The organism is Bacillus sp. EB600 (genome assembly GCF_024494385.1).
Taxonomy (GTDB): domain Bacteria; phylum Bacillota; class Bacilli; order Bacillales; family Cytobacillaceae; genus JAEVLT01.
In genome coordinates, this window is record NZ_JAEVLT010000002.1 from 1 (window position 1) to 21823 (window position 21823).

The following is a 21823-nucleotide window of genomic DNA, read 5'->3' on the forward strand; positions in this document are numbered from 1 at the left end:
GTGGCAGTTTAGTTGAAGAATGGAAATGGCTCTTTTATGTTTGTGCCAAGCAAGAATAGCCCCCTCCGAACAGATTGGAGGGGGGTGTGCTATCTAAATTCATCCGTTATTCCAAGCTCTTATTCTGACCAAGTAACCACTTGGGGACAGTTCAGACAAGTTGTATAGGAAATTACCAATTGGGGAATGATTTATAAGTTTGAAATAGCCTCCTGTGTCGTCCAAGTAGCACTGGCAAATGCTTTATAATTGGTAACGGCAGCTTGAAAATCCTCTTCACTAATTGTTGCGGTGGCATCGTATACAACAGCTGTTTCAAAACCAGTTTCGATTAGATGCCTCATATGGGACTCTACACAAACGTTGGAAAGCACCCCTGCAATAATTATCTTCTCTTTTCTATGTTGTCGTAACTGATATTCCAAGTCATTTGTTTGTGGGCTGGCAACCTTGTGAGGAGTTGCAATGACGGTTCTTTTATCAAAAATATAAGGTTTGAAAGAATGAACAAAATCAGCTCCAAATGACGGTGGTGTGTACGCATTTGCCACTTGATACATTCTAAGACCTAATAGCATCTTTTGTTCATTTCCTGTAAATTGCCAGCCATAATCATGAGGGTATAAATAATGGGGCGATATGAAAAGTTGGTATCCCTTATTGATGGCAGTTCTCATTAATAGTTCAAGTTTTTGTATGGTATTGTTTCGTTCAATAGTTCCTTTAGTCAGATGATAGCCTCTTCCCCCAGGACTCATAAAGTCATTTTGTGGGTCTGTGATTACAATGGCAGTATTATTGGGATGTGGTTTAAACGGCAAATTACTTACCTCCCTCGCAGCATAAGCTTGCGGAAATGTTTGTTACCTGTTCAGGAAAGATAGAGAAGTTGTTTTTTAAAAAGTTCAGCATTGACACGACAGCCGCATCGAACAAGTACATAGTCATTAAAAACTCTATAGGCATCTATATGTATTTGTAGTTTGTTTAGTTCACTTTGTTATAGAAAATTAGTGTGCAACTTTGACGAATGTTTCCAGAAGGTACTTGTTAAGCTAACGGGGGCGTTTCTGTAACAAGGCAGGAACGCTTTTTTGTGTTGTGCTAAAGTGGCAGGTTAGTGTAGTGAGTCAAAAGCACGTCTTCATTAGACGTTCATAGACGCTCAGAATGGCTTGTGTGGTGTTTCGTGCTGTCCTCCCTCCCCTTTTATCCATTTCCACTTTCATCTTCGTCATGATTGAATCTGAGGGTATTCTGTAAGCCTACAGCGAAAATGGTGTTGGTGATGTTCTTCATTAATCTCTATAAACCAATTTGAGACGATATGCGTCTCATTTTCTCATTTTCCAATAAGCACGCATGCTAGGTAAATTGCCTATTGCTAAATAGGTCAAGTCTTGATGATTCAGAAACCACACTCATTCACAAACTAACATTTGGTAAATATTCGACACGAAACAAATAAATGCTATGATTTAGTGCATTAAAGGGGTAAATCAAGTAGTAAAAATCTGTTTAAGTTCGACAATGATATCCGTTAGCACTGGTGTATCCATGAGTTACAGCTAGTGTTTCGATAAGGTCGTACCGTTTGGAGACGTATATTGTCTCTAAACGGACATGAGGATAGTTTCAAAAGGATACTTTTTGCAACGCATTTTTCGAAACGATAGAAAAAGAGTTTAGATAGTCTCACATGGTATCAATTTGATTTTTGGAACGTATCAAAAATAGTATTGACCCTATGATACACTTTATGTATGATAATAGTATCAAATAACAAGGTGGAATTAATCATGGACAACAAAGAATTCGGATATGTACGAGTAAGCAGTAAAGACCAAAATGAAGCAAGGCAACTAGATAGTATGTATGCCCTTGGAATCGATGAGCGGGATATTCATATTGATAAGAAAAGTGGTAAAGACTTCAATAGACCTCAATACCAAGCTTTGAAAATGCGTTTGCGTAAAGGTGATACATTATACATTCATTCCTTAGATAGGCTTGGTCGTAACAAAGAGATGATTCTAAACGAGTGGAAAGATATCACCCAAAACATCAAAGCACATATTGTTGTGATTGATATGCCATTATTGGATACACGGAAATACAATGATTCAATCGGTTCTTTTGTAGCAGATTTGGTACTACAAGTGTTATCATGGGTTGCTGAAGAAGAGAGAACTAAGATTAAGACTCGTCAAGCTGAAGGCATAGCTTCAGCAAAGGCACAGGGAAAACACCTAGGAAGACCTAAAACATCTATTACATCTGAATTTGAACAGGCTTATAACCAATGGAAAGCGGGAGTTATCACTGCAGTTGAAGCAATGAAGAAATCAAATATGACTAAGGCTACCTTCTATCGCAAGGTTAAGGAATATGAAGCAAGCTAAAGAGACTCCCAAACAAAGGAGTCTCTTTTCTTTTGTTGATGATATGGGGGCGTATTTTTAACGTTTTCTCGGGGGTGATGAGCGGGAAATGGGGTAGGCTACCTCATCTCCGCATCCCAGAAATCTAAAGATGCCGAATCAAATCAAGTAATTCAATAACCTTCTATAAAAAACTTCATATTTATGAGATCAAAGGACGTTCTAGCACATATTTTTCAATAGCCTTTTATTTTCAATCGCTGTCTTTTTTATCCTTTTCTTGTAAAATGGGGGCTCTTCGAGCGCGGCGGACCAAGAACTTCTGACCAAATGATGGCGTTAACTAACGTTTTTTGTTCAGGAGCTTCGATTGGATACAATTGGTCCTCAATCTCTAAAAATTCAATCCCCCTCTGCAACACGTCTTTATCCTGAGAGGTGCTGTTCAAGGAGGCACTCCTCCCTGCCCTCTGATGGGACTGAATGGATCGTTGCTGAACAGGGGAGGCGTGTTTACCAGCCGTGCTTGCTCTTTGACTTTTCACTTTTTCCTGAGACCTCAGCCAATTCGAGAAAAAAGGCCGACCTGCCCCTGACTCTTTACCTTTTTTCTTTGATTGAGTATAAATGGCTGAGATGACGCCTACGATAATCGCTATAAGTATCGTCTCCATAACCTTTGCCTCCCTTCAAAGCTCTATCCCTATTGTCCGTCTTTCTTGTCGCCCGTCATTTTTCCGATCGATCCCCTCATGTCAGTATCAGCTGAAATATTTTTAATGTTCATGTAGTCCATTACCCCGATATTCCCAGTTTTCAAGGCTTCTGCCATCGCAAGCGGTACAGTTGCTTCCGATTCAACTACTTTAGCTCGCATTTCCTGAACACGAGCCTTCATTTCTTGTTCAAGTGCAACAGCCATAGCACGACGTTCTTCCGCCTTTGCCTGTGCAATTTTCTTGTCTGCTTCTGCTTGTTCTGTTTGCAGTTCAGCTCCAATATTTTTTCCGATATCGACATCTGCAATATCAATCGAAAGAATTTCAAACGCAGTCCCTGCATCCAACCCCTTTGATAAGACAGTTTGCGATATCAAATCAGGATTCTCCAAAACCTTACTGTGACTTTCAGCTGAGCCGATCGTGCTTACAACGCCTTCACCAACACGGGCCACGACAGTTTCCTCACCTGCACCGCCAACAAGACGTTCAATATTGGCTCTAACCGTAATTCTTGCCTTTGCTTTTACCTCAATCCCATTCATCGCTACACCAGCAATAAACGGCGTTTCGATTACCTTTGGATTAACACTCATTTGGACTGCTTCCAATACGTCACGCCCGGCAAGGTCAATTGCTGCGCATCTTTCGAAGGATAATGAGATATTTGCCCGATGTGCAGCAATCAAAGCATTTACAACCCGATCGACATTACCTCCTGCTAAATAGTGACTTTCCAGCTGATTGGTTGTAACATTCAAGCCTGCTTTGTGCGCTTTAATTAGCGGGTTAATAACACGACTTGGTGTAACACGGCGAAGCCGCATTCCTACAAGCGTAAAAATACTTACATGAACACCAGCTGCAAGGGCCGAGATCCATAACATAACAGGCACAAAAGATAATAACACCGTCAAAAAGATTAGGGCTACAATGATAATAGCTATTACAAAAATCGTCCCATTTGTCATCAAATGCTCCTCCAATCACAATTTTCTTACCTTTCTCTCTCTGACTACTATACGTGCACCCTCCGCCTTTACGACCTTCACTTTTGTATTTTTAGGGATAAAGTCTCCCTCACTAACAGCGTCAATCCGTTCTTCATTAATAATAACTGTTCCAGCAGGGCGAAGGTTAGTTAAGGTTATGCCCTCAACCCCTAAGAGATCAGTACGATTACGATTCGAAACATAGCCATCCTCTTTTCTGGCGGAATCAAATAGAATCATCCGATTAAACAAGATAACTTTTTTATTAAATACCTTTACCATTAAAAAGAATACCAACACCGAAATAGATAGAGCAATTATCAATGAAATACCCATCTGTAGACTGTTTTCCCCCGCTAAGAAAAGACTGGTTAGTAACAATGCCACGCCAAGCGTACCAGAGATCGCCCCCGGGAGAAAAAGTTCGAGAAATATAAGGATAATACCAATGACAAATAAAGCAATTGTTCCATGATCAGCAAAACCCGCCTGAAAATGTCCATAGAAGAAGATAATTAATGCAACCAAGCTGATAAATCCCAAAAATCCGAACTTAGCAGAAAAAAGCTCAAGTACAATTCCTACTCCTGCAACCGTTAACAGCAAAGTGATAAAAATGGGATTTAGTAACACCCCTGCCATTTACATCCTCCCTTCTACAAGCTTTTAGTTAATCATACTCTATACGGTTTGTATTAGACTAAAGTTTCATTATTTGTTTTATCATTTATGAAAAACGGAAAAGACCGCAAGCATTACGCTTGCGGCCTCGTATCGGTATTTTATGAAAGGTGTTGTTGTACAAGTTTATTTACAAGTGATCCATCTGCTTTACCTTTTACTTTTGGCATAATCGCAGCCATCACTTTTCCCATCTCTGCTTTTGAATTTGCACCGATTTCAGAAATTGTTTCCTTGACAATTTCGGACAGCTCATCTTCCGAAAGCTGTTTCGGCGTGTACAGCTCAACAAAGGTTAATTCTGTACGTGTCTTTTCAACAAGATCTTCACGACCTGCTTTTTCAAATTCATGGAGGGAATCTTTGCGTTGTTTTAATTCGCGAGAAAGGACCGTCAACTCTTCTTCTTCGGATAAATCGTGCTTGCCAAGCTTTATTGCTTCGTTTTGCACAGACGCTTTAATCATCCGAATAACTGAGAGTTTGTCTTTTTCCTTGTTTTTCATCGCTTGTTTCATATCATTATTTAAACGCTCGAGAAGACTCACTTAGTACACCCTCTCTTAAAACTTACGTTTTCTTGCTGCTTCAGACTTCTTCTTACGTCTTACACTAGGTTTTTCGTAGAATTCGCGCTTTCTAGCTTCTTGCAAAGTACCAGTTTTAGATACTGTACGTTTGAAGCGACGAAGAGCATCTTCAAGCGATTCGTTTTTACGAACGACGGTTTTAGACATTCTCTTTCCCTCCCTCCGAAACACAACACACTAACATGAATCCATGTACCTTGCAATTATAATATAACCTTGAAACAAGGTCAACTGTATTTCATCTCATTAAAGCTCATTTTACCAATTTATATTCTAAGGTAACTGACAAAAAACAGATCGAATGAACTATTTATTTCTACCTTCTTTATGCATGTCCCTCAGTTTCCAGCCATAGAATGGATGAGGAGGGCTGAGACATGCTGTTTTTATTATTATTTATTTTTTGCATTTTATTATTTATTTTTGGAATGAATATTATTCGAATTGGATTATTCAACATATCAGCAGATAAGCTGAAAACATGGCTTATTAAACTGACGAATACACCATTTAAAGGGATGCTGACCGGTACGTTTATTACGGCCCTTTTACAAAGCAGTACAGCGGTCATGGTAATTACAATTGGATTGATTTCCGCTCGAATCATGACCTTTCCGCAATCAATCGGAATTATCCTTGGGACCAATATTGGAACCACCTTTAAAACAGAGTTAATTACGTTTGATATTGATGCAGCCATACCCCCGTTGGCCATCATTGGTGCTGTCCTCCTCTGCATTCATAACAAAAAAGTCCGAAGTATTGGCATGCTTATTTTGGGTATTGCCTCAGTGTTTACTGCCATGAAAGGATTTGAATTTCTAGCACAACCGCTTACATCACTGCCATTTATTCATAGGTCATTATTATCGCTGAATGACAGTATATTCATGAGCATTTTAACAGGTGCTGTTATGACAACCATTATCCAATCTAGTACAGCCATGACTGGAATTGCAATGGGATTTTTAACTGCGGGTCTTTTGAAGCTTGATGCCGGCATAGCAATTATGCTTGGGGCAAATATCGGAACATGCATTACTGCGATTATTGCTTCGATTGGCGGAGGTCAGGAAGCAAAGCTTGCCGCTTACGCCCATGTTTGGCTCAATGTTATTGGTGTACTGCTATTTATTCCACTTATTCCGACCCTGACTGCCCTTGCACCGCAAATTGCAAATCATAAAGATGTTCAGTTGGCTCATATTAGTGTGATTTTTAATGTTGTTACTTCTCTCATCTTCCTTCCATTTGCTACTCGGTTTGGGAAAATGATCTTATTTTTGCACAAATAATAGACAATTAGAAAAGAAAAAGCGCCCGTTTAGCGACTAGTGTACGTCGCTAAACGGGCGCTTGAATTAGACAGTTATCTATGTTAATTTTTTTCTACATAGCTGCCTTTGCTTCTATTTCATCGTCGACAACCTTTACAAATTCCCCTTCATTAAAAGGATAACCTGCTTTGGTCAACTTAACTTTTACAATTTTTCCAATCATCTCATCATTTGCAGGGAGTAGGACCCGCAGATAATTATCAGAAAAGCCTTCATATAAGCCGTTTGCGCGACCCTCATTATAATGAGCTTCTGGGATCACCTCAAGCACTTCCCCTTCAAACTGGGAAGCATATTCCTTGGCAAGCTGGTCTGAAAGGGTAATTAAGCGATGGACCCGCTCATTCTTTACTTCCTCATCGACCTGGTCCTCCATCCTAGCTGCAGGGGTCCCAGTACGTTTCGAATACGGGAAGACGTGAAGTTCAGAAAATTTATGGGCTTTAATAAAATTATAGGTTTCCATAAATTCCTCTTCTGTTTCTCCCGGGAATCCGACAATTACATCTGACGTAACCGCAAGCCCTGGTAAAACCTCTTTCAAGCGGTCTAATCTTTCTCCAAAGAATTCCATCGTATATTTCCGGCGCATTCTTTTCAAGACGGAATTTGAACCAGATTGGATTGGTATATGCAAATGACGAACAATAATATTCGAATCATTAATGACCTCAATTACCTCATCTGTGATTTGACTAGCTTCAATTGATGAAATCCGCAGCCGCTTCAATCCTTTTACTTCTTTTTCTAAATCCCTTAATAGCATTGCAAGATTATAATCCTTCATGTCTTCCCCGTAACCGCCTGTATGGATACCTGTTAACACGATTTCTTTATAGCCGGCATCTACGAGCTGTTGGGCTTGGTGAATAACTTCTTTAGGATCACGTGATCTCATTAAACCGCGCGCCCAAGGAATAATACAAAAAGTGCAAAAGTTATTGCAGCCTTCCTGTATTTTTAAAGATGCTCGAGTTCTGTCTGTAAAAGTAGGTACGTCAAGTTCTTCATACACCCTGTTTTTCATGATATTATGAACACCATTGATTGGCTGACGTTCTTGTTTGAATTGTTCGATATAATCAAGCATCTTGACCCGATCCTGTGTCCCAACAACAATATCTACGCCTGGAATCGCCATTATTTCGGCTGGAGATGTTTGCGCATAGCAGCCAGTAACACATATAACCGCATCAGGATTTTTCCTGACTGCACGGCGAATAGTCTGGCGGCTTTTCTTATCTCCAGTATTTGTTACTGTACATGTATTAATAATATAGACATCGGAGGTTGATTCAAACTCAACCCTGTCATAGCCTTCTTGTTTAAACAATTGCCAGATTGCTTCAGTTTCATAATGATTCACTTTGCATCCAAGTGTATGAAATGCCACTGTTGGCATATAACTCACCCCAATAATTCAAAATGATAGGAAATCGCTGCAAGTGTATATAATGGAGCAGTTTCCGTCCTTAAAATGCGTGGACCTAATCCACAAAGATCGAAGCCAGATTCCTTTAACAGCTTGATCTCCTCTGGTGAAAGTCCCCCTTCAGGTCCAAATAATAATAATAGAGATTCACCTTTTTTTACTTTTTTAAGAGTCGAAGCGAAAGTGGATATTTCCCCATTTCTGCTTGCCTCTTCATATGCTGCTAATTTATAATCATACTTTTTACTCAATTGAAGTAGTCTATTAAAGTCAATGGGACGGACAACTTCAGGACAAAAAGACCGATGTGATTGTTCAGCTGCCTCTTTGGCAATTTTCTGCCACCTTTCAACCTTTTTAGCTGCCTTTTTTTCATCCCATTTTACAATCGACCTGGCAGCAGAAAACGGGACAAATTCATGTGCACCAAGTTCAGTTCCTTTTTGGATAACCCATTCAAGCTTGTCTCCTTTTGGAAGCCCGCTGGCAATGGTCACAAAAATAGGTAGTTCTGAAGTTTCTTCCTTCCATTGTACAACGTCTGCAGCAACATATTCATCGGTAATTTCTGCAATTTCACAGACAGCTGTTTGTCCCTGTAAGTTTACACAAATGATCTGGTCGCCTACTTGCATCCTCATGACCTTGACAATATGATGGCAGTCTTCTTCCTCAATAAAAAACCGATGATTATTTGCCAACTTTTTCACAAAGTAGCGCTGCAAACAAAGCACCCTCTCTAAAAACAAATTACTTCCCGTTTTCTAATTGTACTAATAAATTTTCCATTTTAAAAGGAGGCCGTTACCAGCCCCCAGCATCACTTAGAAAGTTATTTTTTCTTGGCAATAAGTGCAACCCAATCTTCCATGACAATCGACTCTTCGATTTCAAATCCAGCTTGGATCAATGCATCTTTAACCTGATCTTTTTTCGGCTGAATAATACCGGAGGCAATAAAATGCCCACCCGGATTGACCACCCGGGCAACATCCTCTGTAAATCTGAGAATTACCTCAGCAAGAATGTTTGCAACCACAACATCGGCTGCTTGATCTTCTACACCATCTAGTAAATTATTTTGTGAAACTGTTACACGATCATTCACTTTATTTAACTTGATATTTAGTCGTGCAGATTTTACCGCAACTTCATCTAAGTCAAATGCCCTTATTTGTTCAGCACCAAGCATGGCTGCTGCAATGCTTAGCACACCAGAACCGGTACCAACGTCAATGACTTTATCATCGCTCTTAACCGTTCTTTCAAGTGCCTGTATACACATTACAGTTGTTGGATGAGTACCCGTACCAAAAGCCATTCCAGGGTCTAATTCGATAATCAGTTCATCGCTGCTGACTGGACTGTATTCCTCCCATGTTGGGACAATCGTGAACCTTTCAGAAATCTTTACAGGATGATAATATTTTTTCCAAGCAGTTGCCCACTCTTCTTCATGTACTTCGCTGATGGTTACTTTATTAATTCCAATATCGATATTATAAATGATCAAATTATTAATCGAATCTTTAATAGCCTCGACCGTCTCGCCTAAAAAACTGTTAACAGGTAAGTACGCTTTAACGATAACCCCTTCTTCGGGGTAATCATCCGGATTAAGTTGGTAGATTTCCCCAAATTGATCTTCTCTTTCTTTCGTTAACTCAAAAGGATCTTCTATTACTACACCGCTCGCTCCTGCTTCGTGTAATATATTTGAAATTGGTTCAACCGCCTCATTTGTTGTATGAATGCTGATTTCAGACCATTTCATTTCTACCAACTCCAATCCTTACTCACCTTTAAAGGCTCTTTTTACTTTCGAGAAAAAGCTTTTTTCATGTTCTCCAAGGGGGACAGAACCACTTACGTCAGAAAACTCCTTTAATAGTTGCTTTTGTTTATCAGTAAGCTTTGTAGGCGTTAAAATCCGTACAAGGATATGTTGATCACCTACACCGTATCCACGAACGTTTGGAACGCCTTTTCCTTTTAAACGGAATTTTGTTCCTGTTTGGGTACCCGCAGGAACCTTCAACTTCACTTTTCCATGTAGGGTTGGGACCTCAATTTCATCCCCTAATGCTGCCTGTACAAAAGTAATCGGCATTTCACAATAAATGTCATCGCCATCTCGTTCGAAAAACTCATGCTCACGTACATGGAAAACAACATATAAGTCTCCTGATGGGCCTCCATTTGTTCCGGCTTCCCCTTGACCAGCCATTCTTAGCTGCTGACCATCATCAATCCCAGCTGGAATTTTCACATGAATCTTCCGGCGCTTTTTCACTTTTCCCTTGCCACCGCAAGTCGAACATTTTTGTTTAATTTCTTTTCCTGTCCCATTACAGTAATGACATACACGACGATTTACAATTTTTCCAAACGGTGTATTTTGTTCTACATTTAGTTGACCTGTCCCATGACAGTGTTCGCAGGTTTCAGGCTTTGTTCCTGGTTTAGCTCCTGAACCGTGGCATGTATCACAGGTCTCTTCTCTTGGTATCTCAATATCGGTTTCTTTACCGAAGGCCGCCTCTTCAAAAGAAATGGTCATCGTGTATTGAAGATCTGCACCTTGCCTTGGCGCATTTGGATCCCGTCTTCTCGAACCACCACCGCCGCCGCCAAAAAAGGTATTGAAGATATCTTCAAAGCCGCCAAAACCACCAAAATCTCCACCGCCGCCGAAACCTTGGTTTGGATCCGTATGGCCAAACTGATCGTAATGTGCCCTTTTTTGGTCATCACTTAATATTTCATATGCTTCTTTTACCTCTTTGAACTTTTCAGCCGCATCAGGCTCTTTATTAATATCTGGATGAAACTTTTTTGAAAGCTTTCGATAAGCTTTTTTGATTTCATCCTTAGAAGCGCTTTTACTTACACCAAGCACCTCATAGTAATCCCGCTTACTCATTGATTACCACTCCCGAATCTGTCACATAAAAATTATTGTAACATCCACTCGATAAAACATGCAATTTTTTTATGGATGTTTCTCTATATAGAAATTTGTCGAATCGTAAATGAATAAAGCCATTGCACTTTTAATCCAAATGATGAAAAAAAGTCAAAGCCCATGACTTTGACTTTTTCCCAAGCTGTTTCGATGATTATTTGTCGTCTTTTACTTCTTCAAATTCCGCATCAACAACATTGTCGTCTTTGCCTTCAGTTCCTTGACCCTGTGCTCCCTGTTGTGCTTGAGCTTGTTTAGCTGCTTCTTCATAAAGCTTAACTGATAAATTTTGGACGATTTCCTGTAAAGCTTCTTTTTTGGAGCGTATTTCTTCAAGCTCATTTTTCTCAATTGCAGCTTTAAGAGCATCCTTAGCTTCATTTGCTTTAGCAACCTCTGAAGCATCCACTTTTCCTTCAAGATCCTTCAATGTTTTTTCAGTTTGGAAAACAAGCTGGTCTGCTTCATTGCGAAGCTCAACTTCTTCCTTACGTTTTTTGTCTGCCTCGGCATTCTCTTCCGCTTCTCTGACCATTTTTTGAATTTCTTCATCAGAAAGACCTGTGGAAGATTTAATTGTAATTTGCTGTTCCTTATTTGTGCCAAGGTCTTTTGCACGAACATTAACGATACCATTTTTATCAATATCGAACGTTACTTCAATTTGTGGAATTCCACGCGGTGCTGGTGGAATATCCGATAATTGGAAACGGCCAAGTGTTTTGTTATCTGCTGCCATCGGACGCTCCCCTTGAAGAACGTGGATATCAACAGCTGTTTGACTATCTGCTGCTGTTGAGAATACTTGTGATTTAGAGGTTGGAATCGTTGTATTGCGATCAATCAATCTTGTGAATACACCGCCCATTGTTTCAATTCCTAGTGAAAGTGGTGTTACGTCTAGTAAGACTACATCTTTTACATCACCAGTAATGACACCACCTTGGATGGCAGCTCCCATCGCAACTACTTCATCAGGGTTAACACCACGATGTGGTTCTTTACCTGTTGCTTTTTTAATTGCTTCTTGAACTGCTGGGATACGAGTTGATCCCCCTACAAGAATAACTTTATCGAGTTCAGCTGAGGATAAACCAGCATCGCTTAAAGCCTGACGAGTAGGACCCATCGTCCGTTCAACAAGATTTGCAGTTAGTTCATCAAATTTCGCTCTTGATAATGTTACTTCAAGGTGAAGTGGGCCTGCTGCCCCAGCTGTAATAAATGGTAAAGAAATTTGGGTTGTAGCTACACCTGAAAGATCCTTTTTGGCTTTTTCTGCAGCATCTTTTAACCGCTGACCTGCCATTTTATCTTGTGCAAGATCAATTCCATTTTCCTTTTTAAATTCGCTGACAAGGTAGTCAATAATAGCCTGGTCGAAATCATCCCCACCCAAGCGGTTATCCCCGGCAGTAGCTTTTACTTCAAAAACGCCATCGCCAAGTTCTAGTATGGATACGTCAAATGTACCACCACCAAGGTCATAGACAAGAATGGTTTGGTCCTGATCTGTTTTATCAAGGCCGTATGCAAGAGCAGCAGCAGTTGGTTCATTGATAATTCGTTCAACTTCTAAACCGGCAATTTTCCCTGCATCCTTCGTAGCTTGACGCTGGGCGTCGTTGAAGTATGCTGGAACTGTTATAACTGCTTTTGTTACGGGCTCTCCTAAATAATCTTCTGCATATGACTTCAAGTACTGCAAAATGATCGCAGAGATTTCTTGTGGAGTATATTCTTTGCCTTCAGCCTCCACTTTGTGCGCAGTTCCCATATGGCGCTTGATCGAAATAATTGTATTTGGGTTTGTGATTGCCTGACGTTTGGCCACTTCCCCAACTTGACGTTCCCCATTTTTAAAAGCAACAACTGATGGTGTTGTCCGATTTCCTTCTGGATTTGGAATTACTTTTGGTTCCCCGCCTTCTAGAACAGAAACACATGAGTTCGTTGTTCCAAGGTCAATACCAATAATTTTACTCATAACCTTTTCCTCCCAATTTTCAATATGTAAATATTATTGATTTACTTTTACCATTGATGGACGAATGACTTTGTCCTTTAACAAATAACCTTTTTGGAATTCTTCAATGACAACATTCGACCCAAACTGCTCATCATTTCCCTGCATAACAGCTTGATGTAGATGTGGATCAAACTCTTTACCTACCGCTTCAATTGGCAGTAAACCTTCTTTTGTTAATGCATCTACCAAACCGCGGTAGACCATCTCCATTCCTTGCTTTAATGATTTTGCTTGTTCATTATCTACTTCCATGATTAGTGCCCGCTCAAAGTTATCAACTGCAGGCAAGATATCTACAATCAACTTTTGGGCTCTATATTTTTCGCTCGCCTCTGCTTCTAATCTTGAACGTCGGCGGAAATTGTCAAAATCGGCTTGAAGTCTTAGGTAGCGGTTTTCAAATTCTGCTACTTTCTTTTCAAGTTCATTATTTTTTTCTTGTAGTAATTGAATTTGATCGGAACCTGCCTCTTCAGATTGAACCGTGTTTTCCTTTTCTTCGGCGAATATGGTTTCTACTGTTTTATCCTCGGTAAGTTCAACATTTTCATTATTTTGTTCTGTTAATTTTTCATCGTCAATTGTATTGTTTTTATCAACTGTCAACTTACTCACCTCCCTTAAAGGTTCTTTTATTAAAAATCTATATCAAAAAAGTATTTCATGGAAAGAGGGATGGAACAAAAAGGAATTCCACCCTTATTCAATATCTCCAGCGTTATTTATTTTGATACAAATTTGTCAATACAGATGTTAAATCACTACTTAAAAATTTCAATAAACTGATAACCCGTGAATACTCCATTCTCGTTGGTCCCAAAATGGCTATTGTCCCTAATTTCTCTGTTCCAACGGAATAGGTAGCAGTAATCAAGCTGCAATTTTCCATGGCACTGCTATTGTTCTCCGTACCAATTTTGACATTTATTCCGGTTGGATTCTTCTTAATTAAATCATAAACCCAATCCTCGTGTTCAATCATGTTCATGAGATTGCGGATCTTATCTAAGTCATGAAAATCCGGTTGACTTAAAATATTTGCTTTGCCGCCAAAAAACAGCTTCTCATTTGTTGGCATTTTAAATGTTTCTGCAACAGTATGAAGCATTAAATCAAAATTTTGAATATGCTGCCGTAACAGTGCAGCAACTTCTTTGTAAATTTTATCGTTTAATTCTTTCAGCGGTACGTTCATTAGGCGGTCATTTAAAATATTTACCGTCTTTTCCAACTCACCAGCATCAATCGAAGCCGGTAGGTGCAAAGTACGATTCTCAACGTGACCTGAATCCGTTACAAAAATAGCCACAACTGTCTCTTTATTGATTGGAACAATCTGGATTCGTTTTAGTTTATTGACACTTGCTGCCGGTCCCAGAACAATCGAAGTATAATTGGTTAACTCCGATAAGATCTTTGCAGACTTTTGGATTATCTTTTCATACTCAAAAATTCTTTCAGCAAAGATCGATTTTATCGTGATAATTTCTTGTTGATTCAACCTTTGGGGTGAAAGCAAGTGGTCAACATAATAACGATACCCTTTTTCAGATGGAATCCGCCCCGAAGAGGTATGTGTTTTTTCAATAAACCCCAAATCCTCCAAGTCCGCCATTTCATTACGAATCGTTGCAGAGCTAAAGGAGATACCCTTTTTCTTCGACAGGCTTCTTGAACCAACTGGCTGTGCGGATTGAATAAAGTCATCAACAAGAACTTGTAAAATTAATAATTGACGATCTGTTAACAACATTCATCACCTCTGTTAGCACTCCTCAAAGCCGAGTGCTAATTCTACTAATAAATTATCAAATTTAAGGGGATGGTGTCAATCATTAGATATTCCCAAGAAGGATTGAAATACTTCATTTCCTAAAAGTCGGCCTCTTTTAGTTAAATATATGTGCTCATTGCTGACTTCTAGCCAGCCTTTTTGAACAAGACTAGTTAATTCATTTTGAAATAACGTAATTGGATCGATTCCGAATTTGTAGTTAAACTTTCTAACAGAAACTCCTTCTGTTTTCCGTAATCCTAAAAACATTTCTTCTTCCATTTGCTCTGCTTTTGTTACTTTGTGTTCTTCTAATACTGGGAGTTTACCGCTTTCGATCTGGTCCATGTATTTCTTTATTGGTCCCAGATTGGACCTTCGAGTGGATTCAATATAGCTATGTGCTCCAGCTCCAAAACCGAAATACTCCTCGTTATTCCAATACGTCAAATTGTGTCTGCTCTCAAAGCCTGGTCTTGAAAAATTACTGATTTCATATTGATGAAACCCATTCTTATCCATTTCTTCCATGAGAAGCTCATACATTTCCGCTTCAATGTCTTCCCCAGGCGTAAGAAGTTTCCCTTTTGTCATTAAGTTATAAAAAACTGTTTTAGGCTCAATGATGAGGGAATACCCGGAGTAATGGGGTATATCCAAAGTAAACGCCTGCTGTAAAGTTTCTTTAAAATCAGCAATTGTTTGACCTGGTAAACTAAAAATTAAATCAATACTTATATTTTCAAATCCTATTTCCTTGATATCTGCAATAGAACGGTACACATCACTTGCACGGTGTGCTCGGCCGATTTGCTTTAATAATTCGTCATTAAAGGTTTGGACACCAAGGCTGATTCGATTAACACCGGCATCTTTTACTATTTGCAATTTTTCATGCGATAAATCCCCTGGATTTGCTTCAAATGTAAATTCAACTCGTTCACTCATTGGTAAGTTATTTCTAATTGTTTTACATAAACGGTCAAGCTGCTTTTCATTTAGTGCCGTAGGTGTGCCACCGCCAACAAAAATCGTTTCAAGTTCATCCTCTTTGTATTGTTTATATGTTAATATGATTTCTTGCTCAAGGGCTTTTAGGTATTCATCCACTGGCTGCCCCTGCAAAAACACTTTATTAAAATCACAATAATGGCAAATGTGCTCACAAAAAGGTATGTGAATGTATGCAGACTTAATCATTGGTTTTCACCCCCATGGTTTGAAGCTCAAAGATTATTTTCGTACGATGAAAAAGAGGCCAGCACCACCGACTTCGGCTTGTCTAACCCCTTTTCGTTTCCAATTTATTTCTTTTGATTATTATCGTCCATTTTTAATACTGCCATAAATGCTTCCTGTGGAACTTCAACGGAACCAACCTGTTTCATCCGCTTTTTGCCTTCTTTTTGCTTCTCCAATAACTTCCGTTTTCGGGAAATATCTCCGCCGTAGCATTTAGCTAAAACGTTTTTGCGCATTGCTTTTATCGTTGATCGGGCGACAATTTTTTGGCCGATGGCTGCTTGGATCGGTACCTCAAACTGCTGTCTAGGAATTAATTCTTTTAATTTTTCAACAATGATTTTCCCACGTTCATATGCAAAATCCTTATGAACAATAAAACTTAGAGCATCAACAGTTTCGGTATTTAACAATATATCCATTTTAACCAAACTAGATGGTTTATAGCCAATTAGCTCGTAGTCAAAGGAAGCATACCCCTTTGTGCTAGACTTTAATTGATCAAAGAAATCATAAACAATCTCTGCTAGAGGGATATCATAGGTTATCGTTACACGGTTTTCACTGACATACTGCATGTCAATAAAATTACCCCGTTTTTGCTGACAAAGTTCCATAATCGCTCCGACATAGTCGTTTGGTGCCATCATCGTTGCTTTTACATATGGCTCTTCAACACGGTCAATTTTTTGCGGGTCAGGCATATCAGATGGGTTGTCCACTTTTATTTCTGTTCCATCCGTCATAACGACATGATAAATAACACTAGGTGCCGTGGTGATTAAATCAATATTAAATTCACGTTCAATCCGTTCCTGAATAATCTCCATATGGAGAAGACCAAGAAAACCACAGCGGAAACCAAATCCCAATGCTTGAGATGTTTCCGGTTCAAATTGAAGGGCTGCATCATTAAGCTGGAGCTTTTCTAAAGCATCACGTAAATCGTTAAATTTCGCATTATCGATTGGATAAAGTCCGCAATAGACCATAGGGTTCATTTTACGATATCCAGGAAGGGGCTCTGTTGCTCCATTTTTGGCGTTCGTGATCGTATCACCGACATGAGTATCCCCAACATTTTTGATCGAAGCTGACAGGAAGCCTACATCCCCTACTGTCAGCTCATCACATAAAACGACCTTTGGAGTAAAAACTCCAACCTCATTCACTTCAAACTCTTTTCCGGTTGCCATCATTTTGATTTTGTCGCCGACCTTTACTGTTCCTTCGCTGACACGAATGTAAGCAACTACGCCACGATAAGCATCGTAAAGGGAATCAAAAATGAGTGCTTTTAATGGGCCTTCTGGGTCACCGGTAGGAGCCGGATTCTTTTCTACGACTTGTTCAAGAATCTCCTCAATCCCAATACCTGCCTTGGCAGAAGCCAGAACGGCTTCAGAAGCATCCAAACCGATTACCTCTTCTATTTCATTACGGACTCTTTCAGGGTCAGCACTTGGCAAATCAATTTTATTAATTACTGGCAGTATCTCAAGATTGTTGTCAAGGGCAAGGTATACGTTTGCAAGTGTTTGTGCTTCAATTCCTTGTGCTGCGTCAACAACCAATATTGCTCCTTCACATGCGGCAAGACTGCGGGATACCTCATAGGTAAAGTCGACATGTCCCGGTGTATCAATTAAATGGAAGATATATTCTTCTCCATCTTTTGCTTTATATTTTAATTGAACTGCATTTAACTTAATAGTAATTCCTCGTTCTCGCTCAAGGTCCATGGAATCCAAGAGCTGGGCCTTCATTTCACGGGATGAAAGTGCATTTGTCTTTTCCAATATACGGTCAGCCAATGTTGATTTTCCATGGTCAATGTGGGCTATAATCGAAAAATTTCTTATCTTTGCTTGTCTTTTTAGTTTTTCTTCTCTGTTCATGGTCGTTCACTCCTACTATACTCGCGCATGTACACTATTGTTGATTATATCAGCAGGATTATTAAGATTCAATGTAAAAGAAAAGCAGTACCGAATGGAGGTACCGCTTTTTTGACGATTATTTTGCAATTGACCTAATAATTTTTTCCGAGCTGTTTGAGATTCCGTCTGACAATTTTTTTCCCATTGAGGAAAAAAGGTTAAACGCATTCATTTTTTCAAGTTTTTGCTGTTTGGCAATAATATCGTGGCTCGAGCTGTCATTTTCTAATAAAGAAGTATTCATATTAGGAGCCTTTATAGTGAGGTTAGAATCACTATTACCTTTAATTTCATGGATGCCATCATGAGCCATTTGCATTCCTGCTAAAACGGAAATGAACATCAATGCTACTATACAAAAACTTTTAAGCATAAACATCCTCATAACCGAACACCTTATCTCTTTTTTTGGTAAAAGCTTGGCTAATTTCTCTACTTTATTCATATGATTTTACTAGAGTTGATAGAACCTGGATCTTTACTATAGCCATTATCTCGTATAAAATCCTGCATTTTCCTGATTAACGGTGTGATGCAGGGAAGCATTTAATCCACTGCCAATAAGATGTGCCATATCCTCAATAAATACATCAACTTCCTTAGGGGTTACCATCAAATTATGTCCTAGAGGTGAAAGGACCTCATAGATCAATTTTCTTTTTTCTTCATCCTCCAAGGTTCCGATCATCCCCAGGAAGGTTTTTCGATGCTTTTCCTCTGGCAGGTCCTCATCAGTTAATTTTTTGCGCTCCCCAAACTTCATTCCAGCTGGAGCAAGCGCACGGGAAGGTCGGTTTCCTTCTTTCATTTCTTTTCCAAAATGCTTTAAGATAAAATCAATGGTATCACTCGTAATAGAAACAGCATCTACCACAGTTGGGACACCAATGGCGATCACTGGAATCCCCAGCGTATCTTTACTTAATTCCTTTCTTTTATTTCCTACACCTGACCCCGGGTGAATTCCTGTATCAGATATTTGAATCGTTGAGTTAACCCTTTCAATCGATCTCGATGCAAGTGCATCAATGGCGATAACAAAGTCTGGCTTTGTTTTTTCAACAACTCCAAAAATAATATCACTTGTCTCAATTCCAGTTAACCCCATTACCCCTGGAGACAAAGCACTAACGGAGCGATACCCCTCTTCAACATTCTCCGGTTGCAATTGAAACAAATGCCGGGTTACCAACAGGTTTTCACAAACCATTGGTCCAAGTGCATCAGGTGTAACATTCCAGTTTCCAAGCCCAACAACAAGACAAGAATCGGTTTCCTTTATGCCTGTTCCTTTTAAGAAATAGGCAAATTCACTTGCGAATATCTCCTCCACCTTTTGTTGCAGCTGGGTATCCTGCTCACGAATCCCTTGAACTTCGATCGTTAAATAGCGGCCTGCTTTTTTCCCCAACTGAGTTTCTCCCTCACCAGATACCTCTACTAATGAGATTTTTATATCATCAATATCTTTTTCTTTAATTACTACGCCTTCAATTTGCGAAAGGTTCTCTTCTTGTTCCACTGTGCCCCTTTCGGCGAGTACCATCTCTCTTGCTTCTATTGCTAAGTCAGTCCTAACAGAGTATTTACTTAAATCTACTGATTCCTTCATGTTCCTCACTCCATTTCAAGTTTCCATCCACTCATAACTATTTGCTATGGTAACCTTATTTTTAAAAAACATTCAGGGATATCAGCTTGAACTTCAATCAAGTATTGCAATATACGTCCGCGTTTGATAAAATATCATTTGTTCTTAATTATTGTTTATGAATGTTTAGTCGAGTTCATATAGTCTCGATTCTTTGTAGGAGGTGAACCACCGGATGCCAAACATTAAATCTGCTATTAAGCGTGTTAAAACAACCGAAGTACGTAACGCTCAAAACACAACTGTGAAATCTTCAATGCGTACTGCAGTTAAAAAAGTTGAAGCTGCAATTACTACAAATGACAGCACTACTGCTAAAAATGCATTTGCAACTGCTGCAAGTCAATTAGATAAAGCTGCTGCCAAAGGTCTTATTCATAAAAATGCAGCTGCTCGTAAAAAAGCTCGCTTGATGAAAAAATTAAATGTACTATAAGAAAAAAAACGATTCCGTTGGGAATCGTTTTTTTCTTATACATTAAAGTATTAATTTTTGAAGGAAGATAACTGTCCAGCTACAGCGCCCAGCGCCTAGTGTACTTCGCTAAACAGGCACTTCTGCTTTTCTATTTCAAATGAAACAAAAACATTTCAATTAAAAGCGATTTATTCATCCCGCCTGTTTTCATCTGATAATCAGCCTCTGCGAGTTGCTTCATGATTGCAGCTAATTCCTCATCTGTAAACTTTCCAGCCTGCTGGACAGCCAATTTTACTCGGAAAGGGTGTGTTTTAAGGTAACCAGCGATTTGCTGCTGTCCATAGCCCCTTCGTGCCAGCTCTTTTACTTGGTAGATAAGCCGGAACTGTCCGGCAAGCACAGCCAGAATTTTAATCGGTTCCTCATTTTGCTTTATTAAGTCATAATAAATTCTCAATGCTTCATCAAGTTTTCTCCCGACAACTTTATCTATTAGCGAAAATATATTTTGTTCTAGAGATTTTGCCACTAATTTCTCTACAATGCTTGTATCAACTATTTTGGTATCTGTTGCATATAGCGCTAATTTATCTATTTCGCTTGTGACCATGAATAGATTGTTCCCTACTAAAGTAATCAAAAGCTCGACCGCATCTGTTTTGATTTCGATTCCATTTTGTTTCGCTCTTTCTTTGATCCAGCCTTTTAATTCCTGCTCATTCAACTTTTTGGCTTCAACCGTCACTGCTGCTCTTTTTAATTCCTTCGTAATTTTTTTCCGTTCATCAAGTTTTTCATACGGAGCTGACAGGACGAGAACAGAAAATGGGGCTGGTTCTTTTAAATACAACTCTAATTTGGATAGATTATGTATTACCTTTTCCTTTGTTTTCTCAGCCGTTAAAAAGGCTGGATTATGTAAAAAAAGAACCTTTTTTTCACCTATAAACGGAAAGGTCTCAGCATCTTCCAATGCAACTTCAATTGGTGTTTCCTCCAAATCATAAATAGAGAAATTAAAATCCTTTTCATCCTCATTTAAAATATGATTAAGTAGCATCTGTTTCGTTTCATTAATTAAAAATGCCTCTTTTCCAAATAATAAATAAATGGGAGCGATTTGCTGCTGTTTTATTTGTTTCCATATTTCTAATACCATTTTGTCCAGCACCTTCAATTTTTCAATTTACATTCCTATCGTAATGAAGGTTGGACAATAATACAAGCATAAAAGAGAATTAGCGCTTTTCGGATAGGCGCTAATTCCCAATCTATATTGAACGTCAGTACATTAGGCCCTAGAAACCTAAAGTGGCTGACGGAGTTCCTGTTTGTAATCTTAGTGTGGCATTCTATCTGTAAACTATTTGTGTAAACTCTTGTCAGTAAAGGAAGGGTAGATTTTTATTTTCAAATCCTTTATACTATAATGGAAATATAGGAGGGGTCGACTGTGAACGAATTTGAACAAAATGTCCAAAGTAAACGTAACGATGCTACTGATTCAGCCGTAGGTTTTTCCTGGTCATTTGGCTTTTTTGCAATTCTTTTTATTATTGCGACAGTCATTAAATTAATCGGATCCTGACGTTTGCGTCTACATAATTTTGGGGGCGGACTGCATGCTAATGCAGTCTTTTTCTTGTTTGCTTATTTATGCTTTTGATTT

22 protein-coding genes are annotated in these 21823 nt (G+C 39.1%); 4 read left to right on the plus strand and 18 right to left on the minus strand.

Annotated elements, in window-relative coordinates:
• Positions 1-191: 191 nt before the first annotated feature.
• Entirely contained in the window at positions 192-821 is a 630-nt protein-coding gene (locus JN080_RS02685; protein ID WP_256234362.1) for a cysteine hydrolase family protein, read from the minus strand.
• Positions 822-1799: 978 nt separating this feature from the next.
• Here JN080_RS02685 and JN080_RS02690 point away from each other — a divergent pair.
• The gene (locus tag JN080_RS02690; protein WP_256234363.1) at positions 1800-2402 is read left to right on the plus strand and encodes a recombinase family protein; all 603 of its coding nucleotides are present in this window, start codon (positions 1800-1802) and stop codon (positions 2400-2402) included.
• 248 nt (positions 2403-2650) lie between these two features.
• Here JN080_RS02690 and JN080_RS02695 read toward each other — a convergent pair whose 3' ends face one another.
• From JN080_RS02695 to rpsU, 5 genes are all read right to left on the minus strand, one after another.
• Complete coding sequence (locus JN080_RS02695; RefSeq protein WP_256234364.1) at positions 2651-3055, minus strand: hypothetical protein; 405 nt, start codon at positions 3053-3055, stop codon at positions 2651-2653.
• 29 nt (positions 3056-3084) lie between these two features.
• On the minus strand, positions 3085-4071 hold the full coding sequence (gene floA / locus JN080_RS02700) for a flotillin-like protein FloA (RefSeq protein ID WP_256234365.1): 987 nt from the start codon (positions 4069-4071) through the stop codon (positions 3085-3087).
• Positions 4072-4086: 15 nt separating this feature from the next.
• The gene (locus JN080_RS02705) at positions 4087-4734 is read right to left on the minus strand and encodes an NfeD family protein (protein WP_256234366.1); all 648 of its coding nucleotides are present in this window, start codon (positions 4732-4734) and stop codon (positions 4087-4089) included.
• Between the two features lie 140 nt (positions 4735-4874).
• Positions 4875-5321 carry a GatB/YqeY domain-containing protein gene (locus JN080_RS02710; RefSeq protein WP_256234367.1) on the minus strand — a complete coding sequence of 149 codons (447 nt, stop codon included), beginning with the start codon at positions 5319-5321 and terminating at the stop codon, positions 4875-4877.
• Positions 5322-5336: 15 nt separating this feature from the next.
• The gene (gene rpsU, locus JN080_RS02715) at positions 5337-5510 is read right to left on the minus strand and encodes a 30S ribosomal protein S21 (protein WP_026572407.1); all 174 of its coding nucleotides are present in this window, start codon (positions 5508-5510) and stop codon (positions 5337-5339) included.
• A 230-nt stretch (positions 5511-5740) separates the two neighbouring features.
• Here rpsU and JN080_RS02720 point away from each other — a divergent pair, with 230 nt between their 5' ends.
• Positions 5741-6658, plus strand: a complete 918-nt coding sequence (locus JN080_RS02720) for a Na/Pi symporter (protein WP_256234368.1) — start codon at positions 5741-5743, stop codon at positions 6656-6658.
• A 94-nt stretch (positions 6659-6752) separates the two neighbouring features.
• Here the strand turns inward: JN080_RS02720 and mtaB are convergent, their stop codons facing one another.
• The 11 genes from mtaB to gpr form a co-directional block, all read right to left on the minus strand.
• Positions 6753-8102, minus strand: coding sequence for a tRNA (N(6)-L-threonylcarbamoyladenosine(37)-C(2))-methylthiotransferase MtaB (gene mtaB, locus JN080_RS02725; protein ID WP_256234369.1), 1350 nt, complete (start codon positions 8100-8102; stop codon positions 6753-6755).
• A 5-nt stretch (positions 8103-8107) separates the two neighbouring features.
• The gene (locus JN080_RS02730; protein WP_256234370.1) at positions 8108-8857 is read right to left on the minus strand and encodes a 16S rRNA (uracil(1498)-N(3))-methyltransferase; all 750 of its coding nucleotides are present in this window, start codon (positions 8855-8857) and stop codon (positions 8108-8110) included.
• Positions 8858-8964: 107 nt separating this feature from the next.
• Positions 8965-9906 carry a 50S ribosomal protein L11 methyltransferase gene (prmA, locus tag JN080_RS02735; protein WP_256234371.1) on the minus strand — a complete coding sequence of 314 codons (942 nt, stop codon included), beginning with the start codon at positions 9904-9906 and terminating at the stop codon, positions 8965-8967.
• 18 nt (positions 9907-9924) lie between these two features.
• Positions 9925-11055, minus strand: coding sequence for a molecular chaperone DnaJ (gene dnaJ, locus JN080_RS02740; protein WP_256234372.1), 1131 nt, complete (start codon positions 11053-11055; stop codon positions 9925-9927).
• 196 nt (positions 11056-11251) lie between these two features.
• Positions 11252-13084: a molecular chaperone DnaK gene (gene dnaK, locus JN080_RS02745; protein ID WP_256234373.1), complete on the minus strand. Its 1833-nt coding sequence runs from the start codon at positions 13082-13084 to the stop codon at positions 11252-11254.
• Between the two features lie 33 nt (positions 13085-13117).
• On the minus strand, positions 13118-13732 hold the full coding sequence (grpE, locus tag JN080_RS02750) for a nucleotide exchange factor GrpE (protein WP_305473649.1): 615 nt from the start codon (positions 13730-13732) through the stop codon (positions 13118-13120).
• 112 nt (positions 13733-13844) lie between these two features.
• A complete protein-coding gene (hrcA, locus tag JN080_RS02755; RefSeq protein ID WP_256234697.1) occupies positions 13845-14876 on the minus strand; it encodes a heat-inducible transcriptional repressor HrcA in 1032 nt (343 codons plus the stop codon).
• A gap of 78 nt (positions 14877-14954) precedes the next feature.
• Entirely contained in the window at positions 14955-16100 is a 1146-nt protein-coding gene (gene hemW / locus JN080_RS02760; protein WP_256234374.1) for a radical SAM family heme chaperone HemW, read from the minus strand.
• 104 nt (positions 16101-16204) lie between these two features.
• Complete coding sequence (lepA, locus tag JN080_RS02765) at positions 16205-18040, minus strand: translation elongation factor 4 (RefSeq protein ID WP_256234375.1); 1836 nt, start codon at positions 18038-18040, stop codon at positions 16205-16207.
• Positions 18041-18158: 118 nt separating this feature from the next.
• Positions 18159-18527: a DUF3679 domain-containing protein gene (locus JN080_RS02770; protein ID WP_256234376.1), complete on the minus strand. Its 369-nt coding sequence runs from the start codon at positions 18525-18527 to the stop codon at positions 18159-18161.
• Positions 18528-18572: 45 nt separating this feature from the next.
• Positions 18573-19694 carry a GPR endopeptidase gene (gene gpr / locus JN080_RS02775; protein WP_256234377.1) on the minus strand — a complete coding sequence of 374 codons (1122 nt, stop codon included), beginning with the start codon at positions 19692-19694 and terminating at the stop codon, positions 18573-18575.
• A 214-nt stretch (positions 19695-19908) separates the two neighbouring features.
• Between gpr and rpsT the strand changes: the two genes are divergently transcribed.
• On the plus strand, positions 19909-20169 hold the full coding sequence (gene rpsT, locus JN080_RS02780) for a 30S ribosomal protein S20 (protein ID WP_256234378.1): 261 nt from the start codon (positions 19909-19911) through the stop codon (positions 20167-20169).
• A gap of 130 nt (positions 20170-20299) precedes the next feature.
• Here the strand turns inward: rpsT and holA are convergent, their stop codons facing one another.
• Positions 20300-21313, minus strand: a complete 1014-nt coding sequence (gene holA, locus JN080_RS02785) for a DNA polymerase III subunit delta (protein ID WP_256234379.1) — start codon at positions 21311-21313, stop codon at positions 20300-20302.
• A gap of 294 nt (positions 21314-21607) precedes the next feature.
• On the opposite strand from holA, the gene JN080_RS02790 reads away from it, so the two are divergent.
• Entirely contained in the window at positions 21608-21742 is a 135-nt protein-coding gene (locus JN080_RS02790) for a YqzM family protein (RefSeq protein ID WP_256234380.1), read from the plus strand.
• Positions 21743-21823 lie beyond the last annotated feature (81 nt).

Excerpts from the sequence above, each read along its gene's own strand:
- JN080_RS02690 (WP_256234363.1), top strand. The coding sequence starts at position 1,800 with ATGGACAACAAAGAATTCGGATATGTACGAGTAAGCAGTAAAGACCAA.
- JN080_RS02695 (WP_256234364.1), bottom strand. The coding sequence starts at position 3,055 with ATGGAGACGATACTTATAGCGATTATCGTAGGCGTCATCTCAGCCATT.
- floA (WP_256234365.1), bottom strand. The coding sequence starts at position 4,071 with ATGACAAATGGGACGATTTTTGTAATAGCTATTATCATTGTAGCCCTA.
- JN080_RS02705 (WP_256234366.1), bottom strand. The coding sequence starts at position 4,734 with ATGGCAGGGGTGTTACTAAATCCCATTTTTATCACTTTGCTGTTAACG.
- rpsU (WP_026572407.1), bottom strand. The coding sequence starts at position 5,510 with ATGTCTAAAACCGTCGTTCGTAAAAACGAATCGCTTGAAGATGCTCTT.
- JN080_RS02720 (WP_256234368.1), top strand. The coding sequence starts at position 5,741 with ATGCTGTTTTTATTATTATTTATTTTTTGCATTTTATTATTTATTTTT.
- mtaB (WP_256234369.1), bottom strand. The coding sequence starts at position 8,102 with ATGCCAACAGTGGCATTTCATACACTTGGATGCAAAGTGAATCATTAT.
- prmA (WP_256234371.1), bottom strand. The coding sequence starts at position 9,906 with ATGAAATGGTCTGAAATCAGCATTCATACAACAAATGAGGCGGTTGAA.
- dnaJ (WP_256234372.1), bottom strand. The coding sequence starts at position 11,055 with ATGAGTAAGCGGGATTACTATGAGGTGCTTGGTGTAAGTAAAAGCGCT.
- dnaK (WP_256234373.1), bottom strand. The coding sequence starts at position 13,084 with ATGAGTAAAATTATTGGTATTGACCTTGGAACAACGAACTCATGTGTT.
- hemW (WP_256234374.1), bottom strand. The coding sequence starts at position 16,100 with ATGATTAAGTCTGCATACATTCACATACCTTTTTGTGAGCACATTTGC.
- lepA (WP_256234375.1), bottom strand. The coding sequence starts at position 18,040 with ATGAACAGAGAAGAAAAACTAAAAAGACAAGCAAAGATAAGAAATTTT.
- JN080_RS02770 (WP_256234376.1), bottom strand. The coding sequence starts at position 18,527 with ATGAATAAAGTAGAGAAATTAGCCAAGCTTTTACCAAAAAAAGAGATA.
- gpr (WP_256234377.1), bottom strand. The coding sequence starts at position 19,694 with ATGAAGGAATCAGTAGATTTAAGTAAATACTCTGTTAGGACTGACTTA.
- rpsT (WP_256234378.1), top strand. The coding sequence starts at position 19,909 with ATGCCAAACATTAAATCTGCTATTAAGCGTGTTAAAACAACCGAAGTA.
- holA (WP_256234379.1), bottom strand. The coding sequence starts at position 21,313 with ATGGTATTAGAAATATGGAAACAAATAAAACAGCAGCAAATCGCTCCC.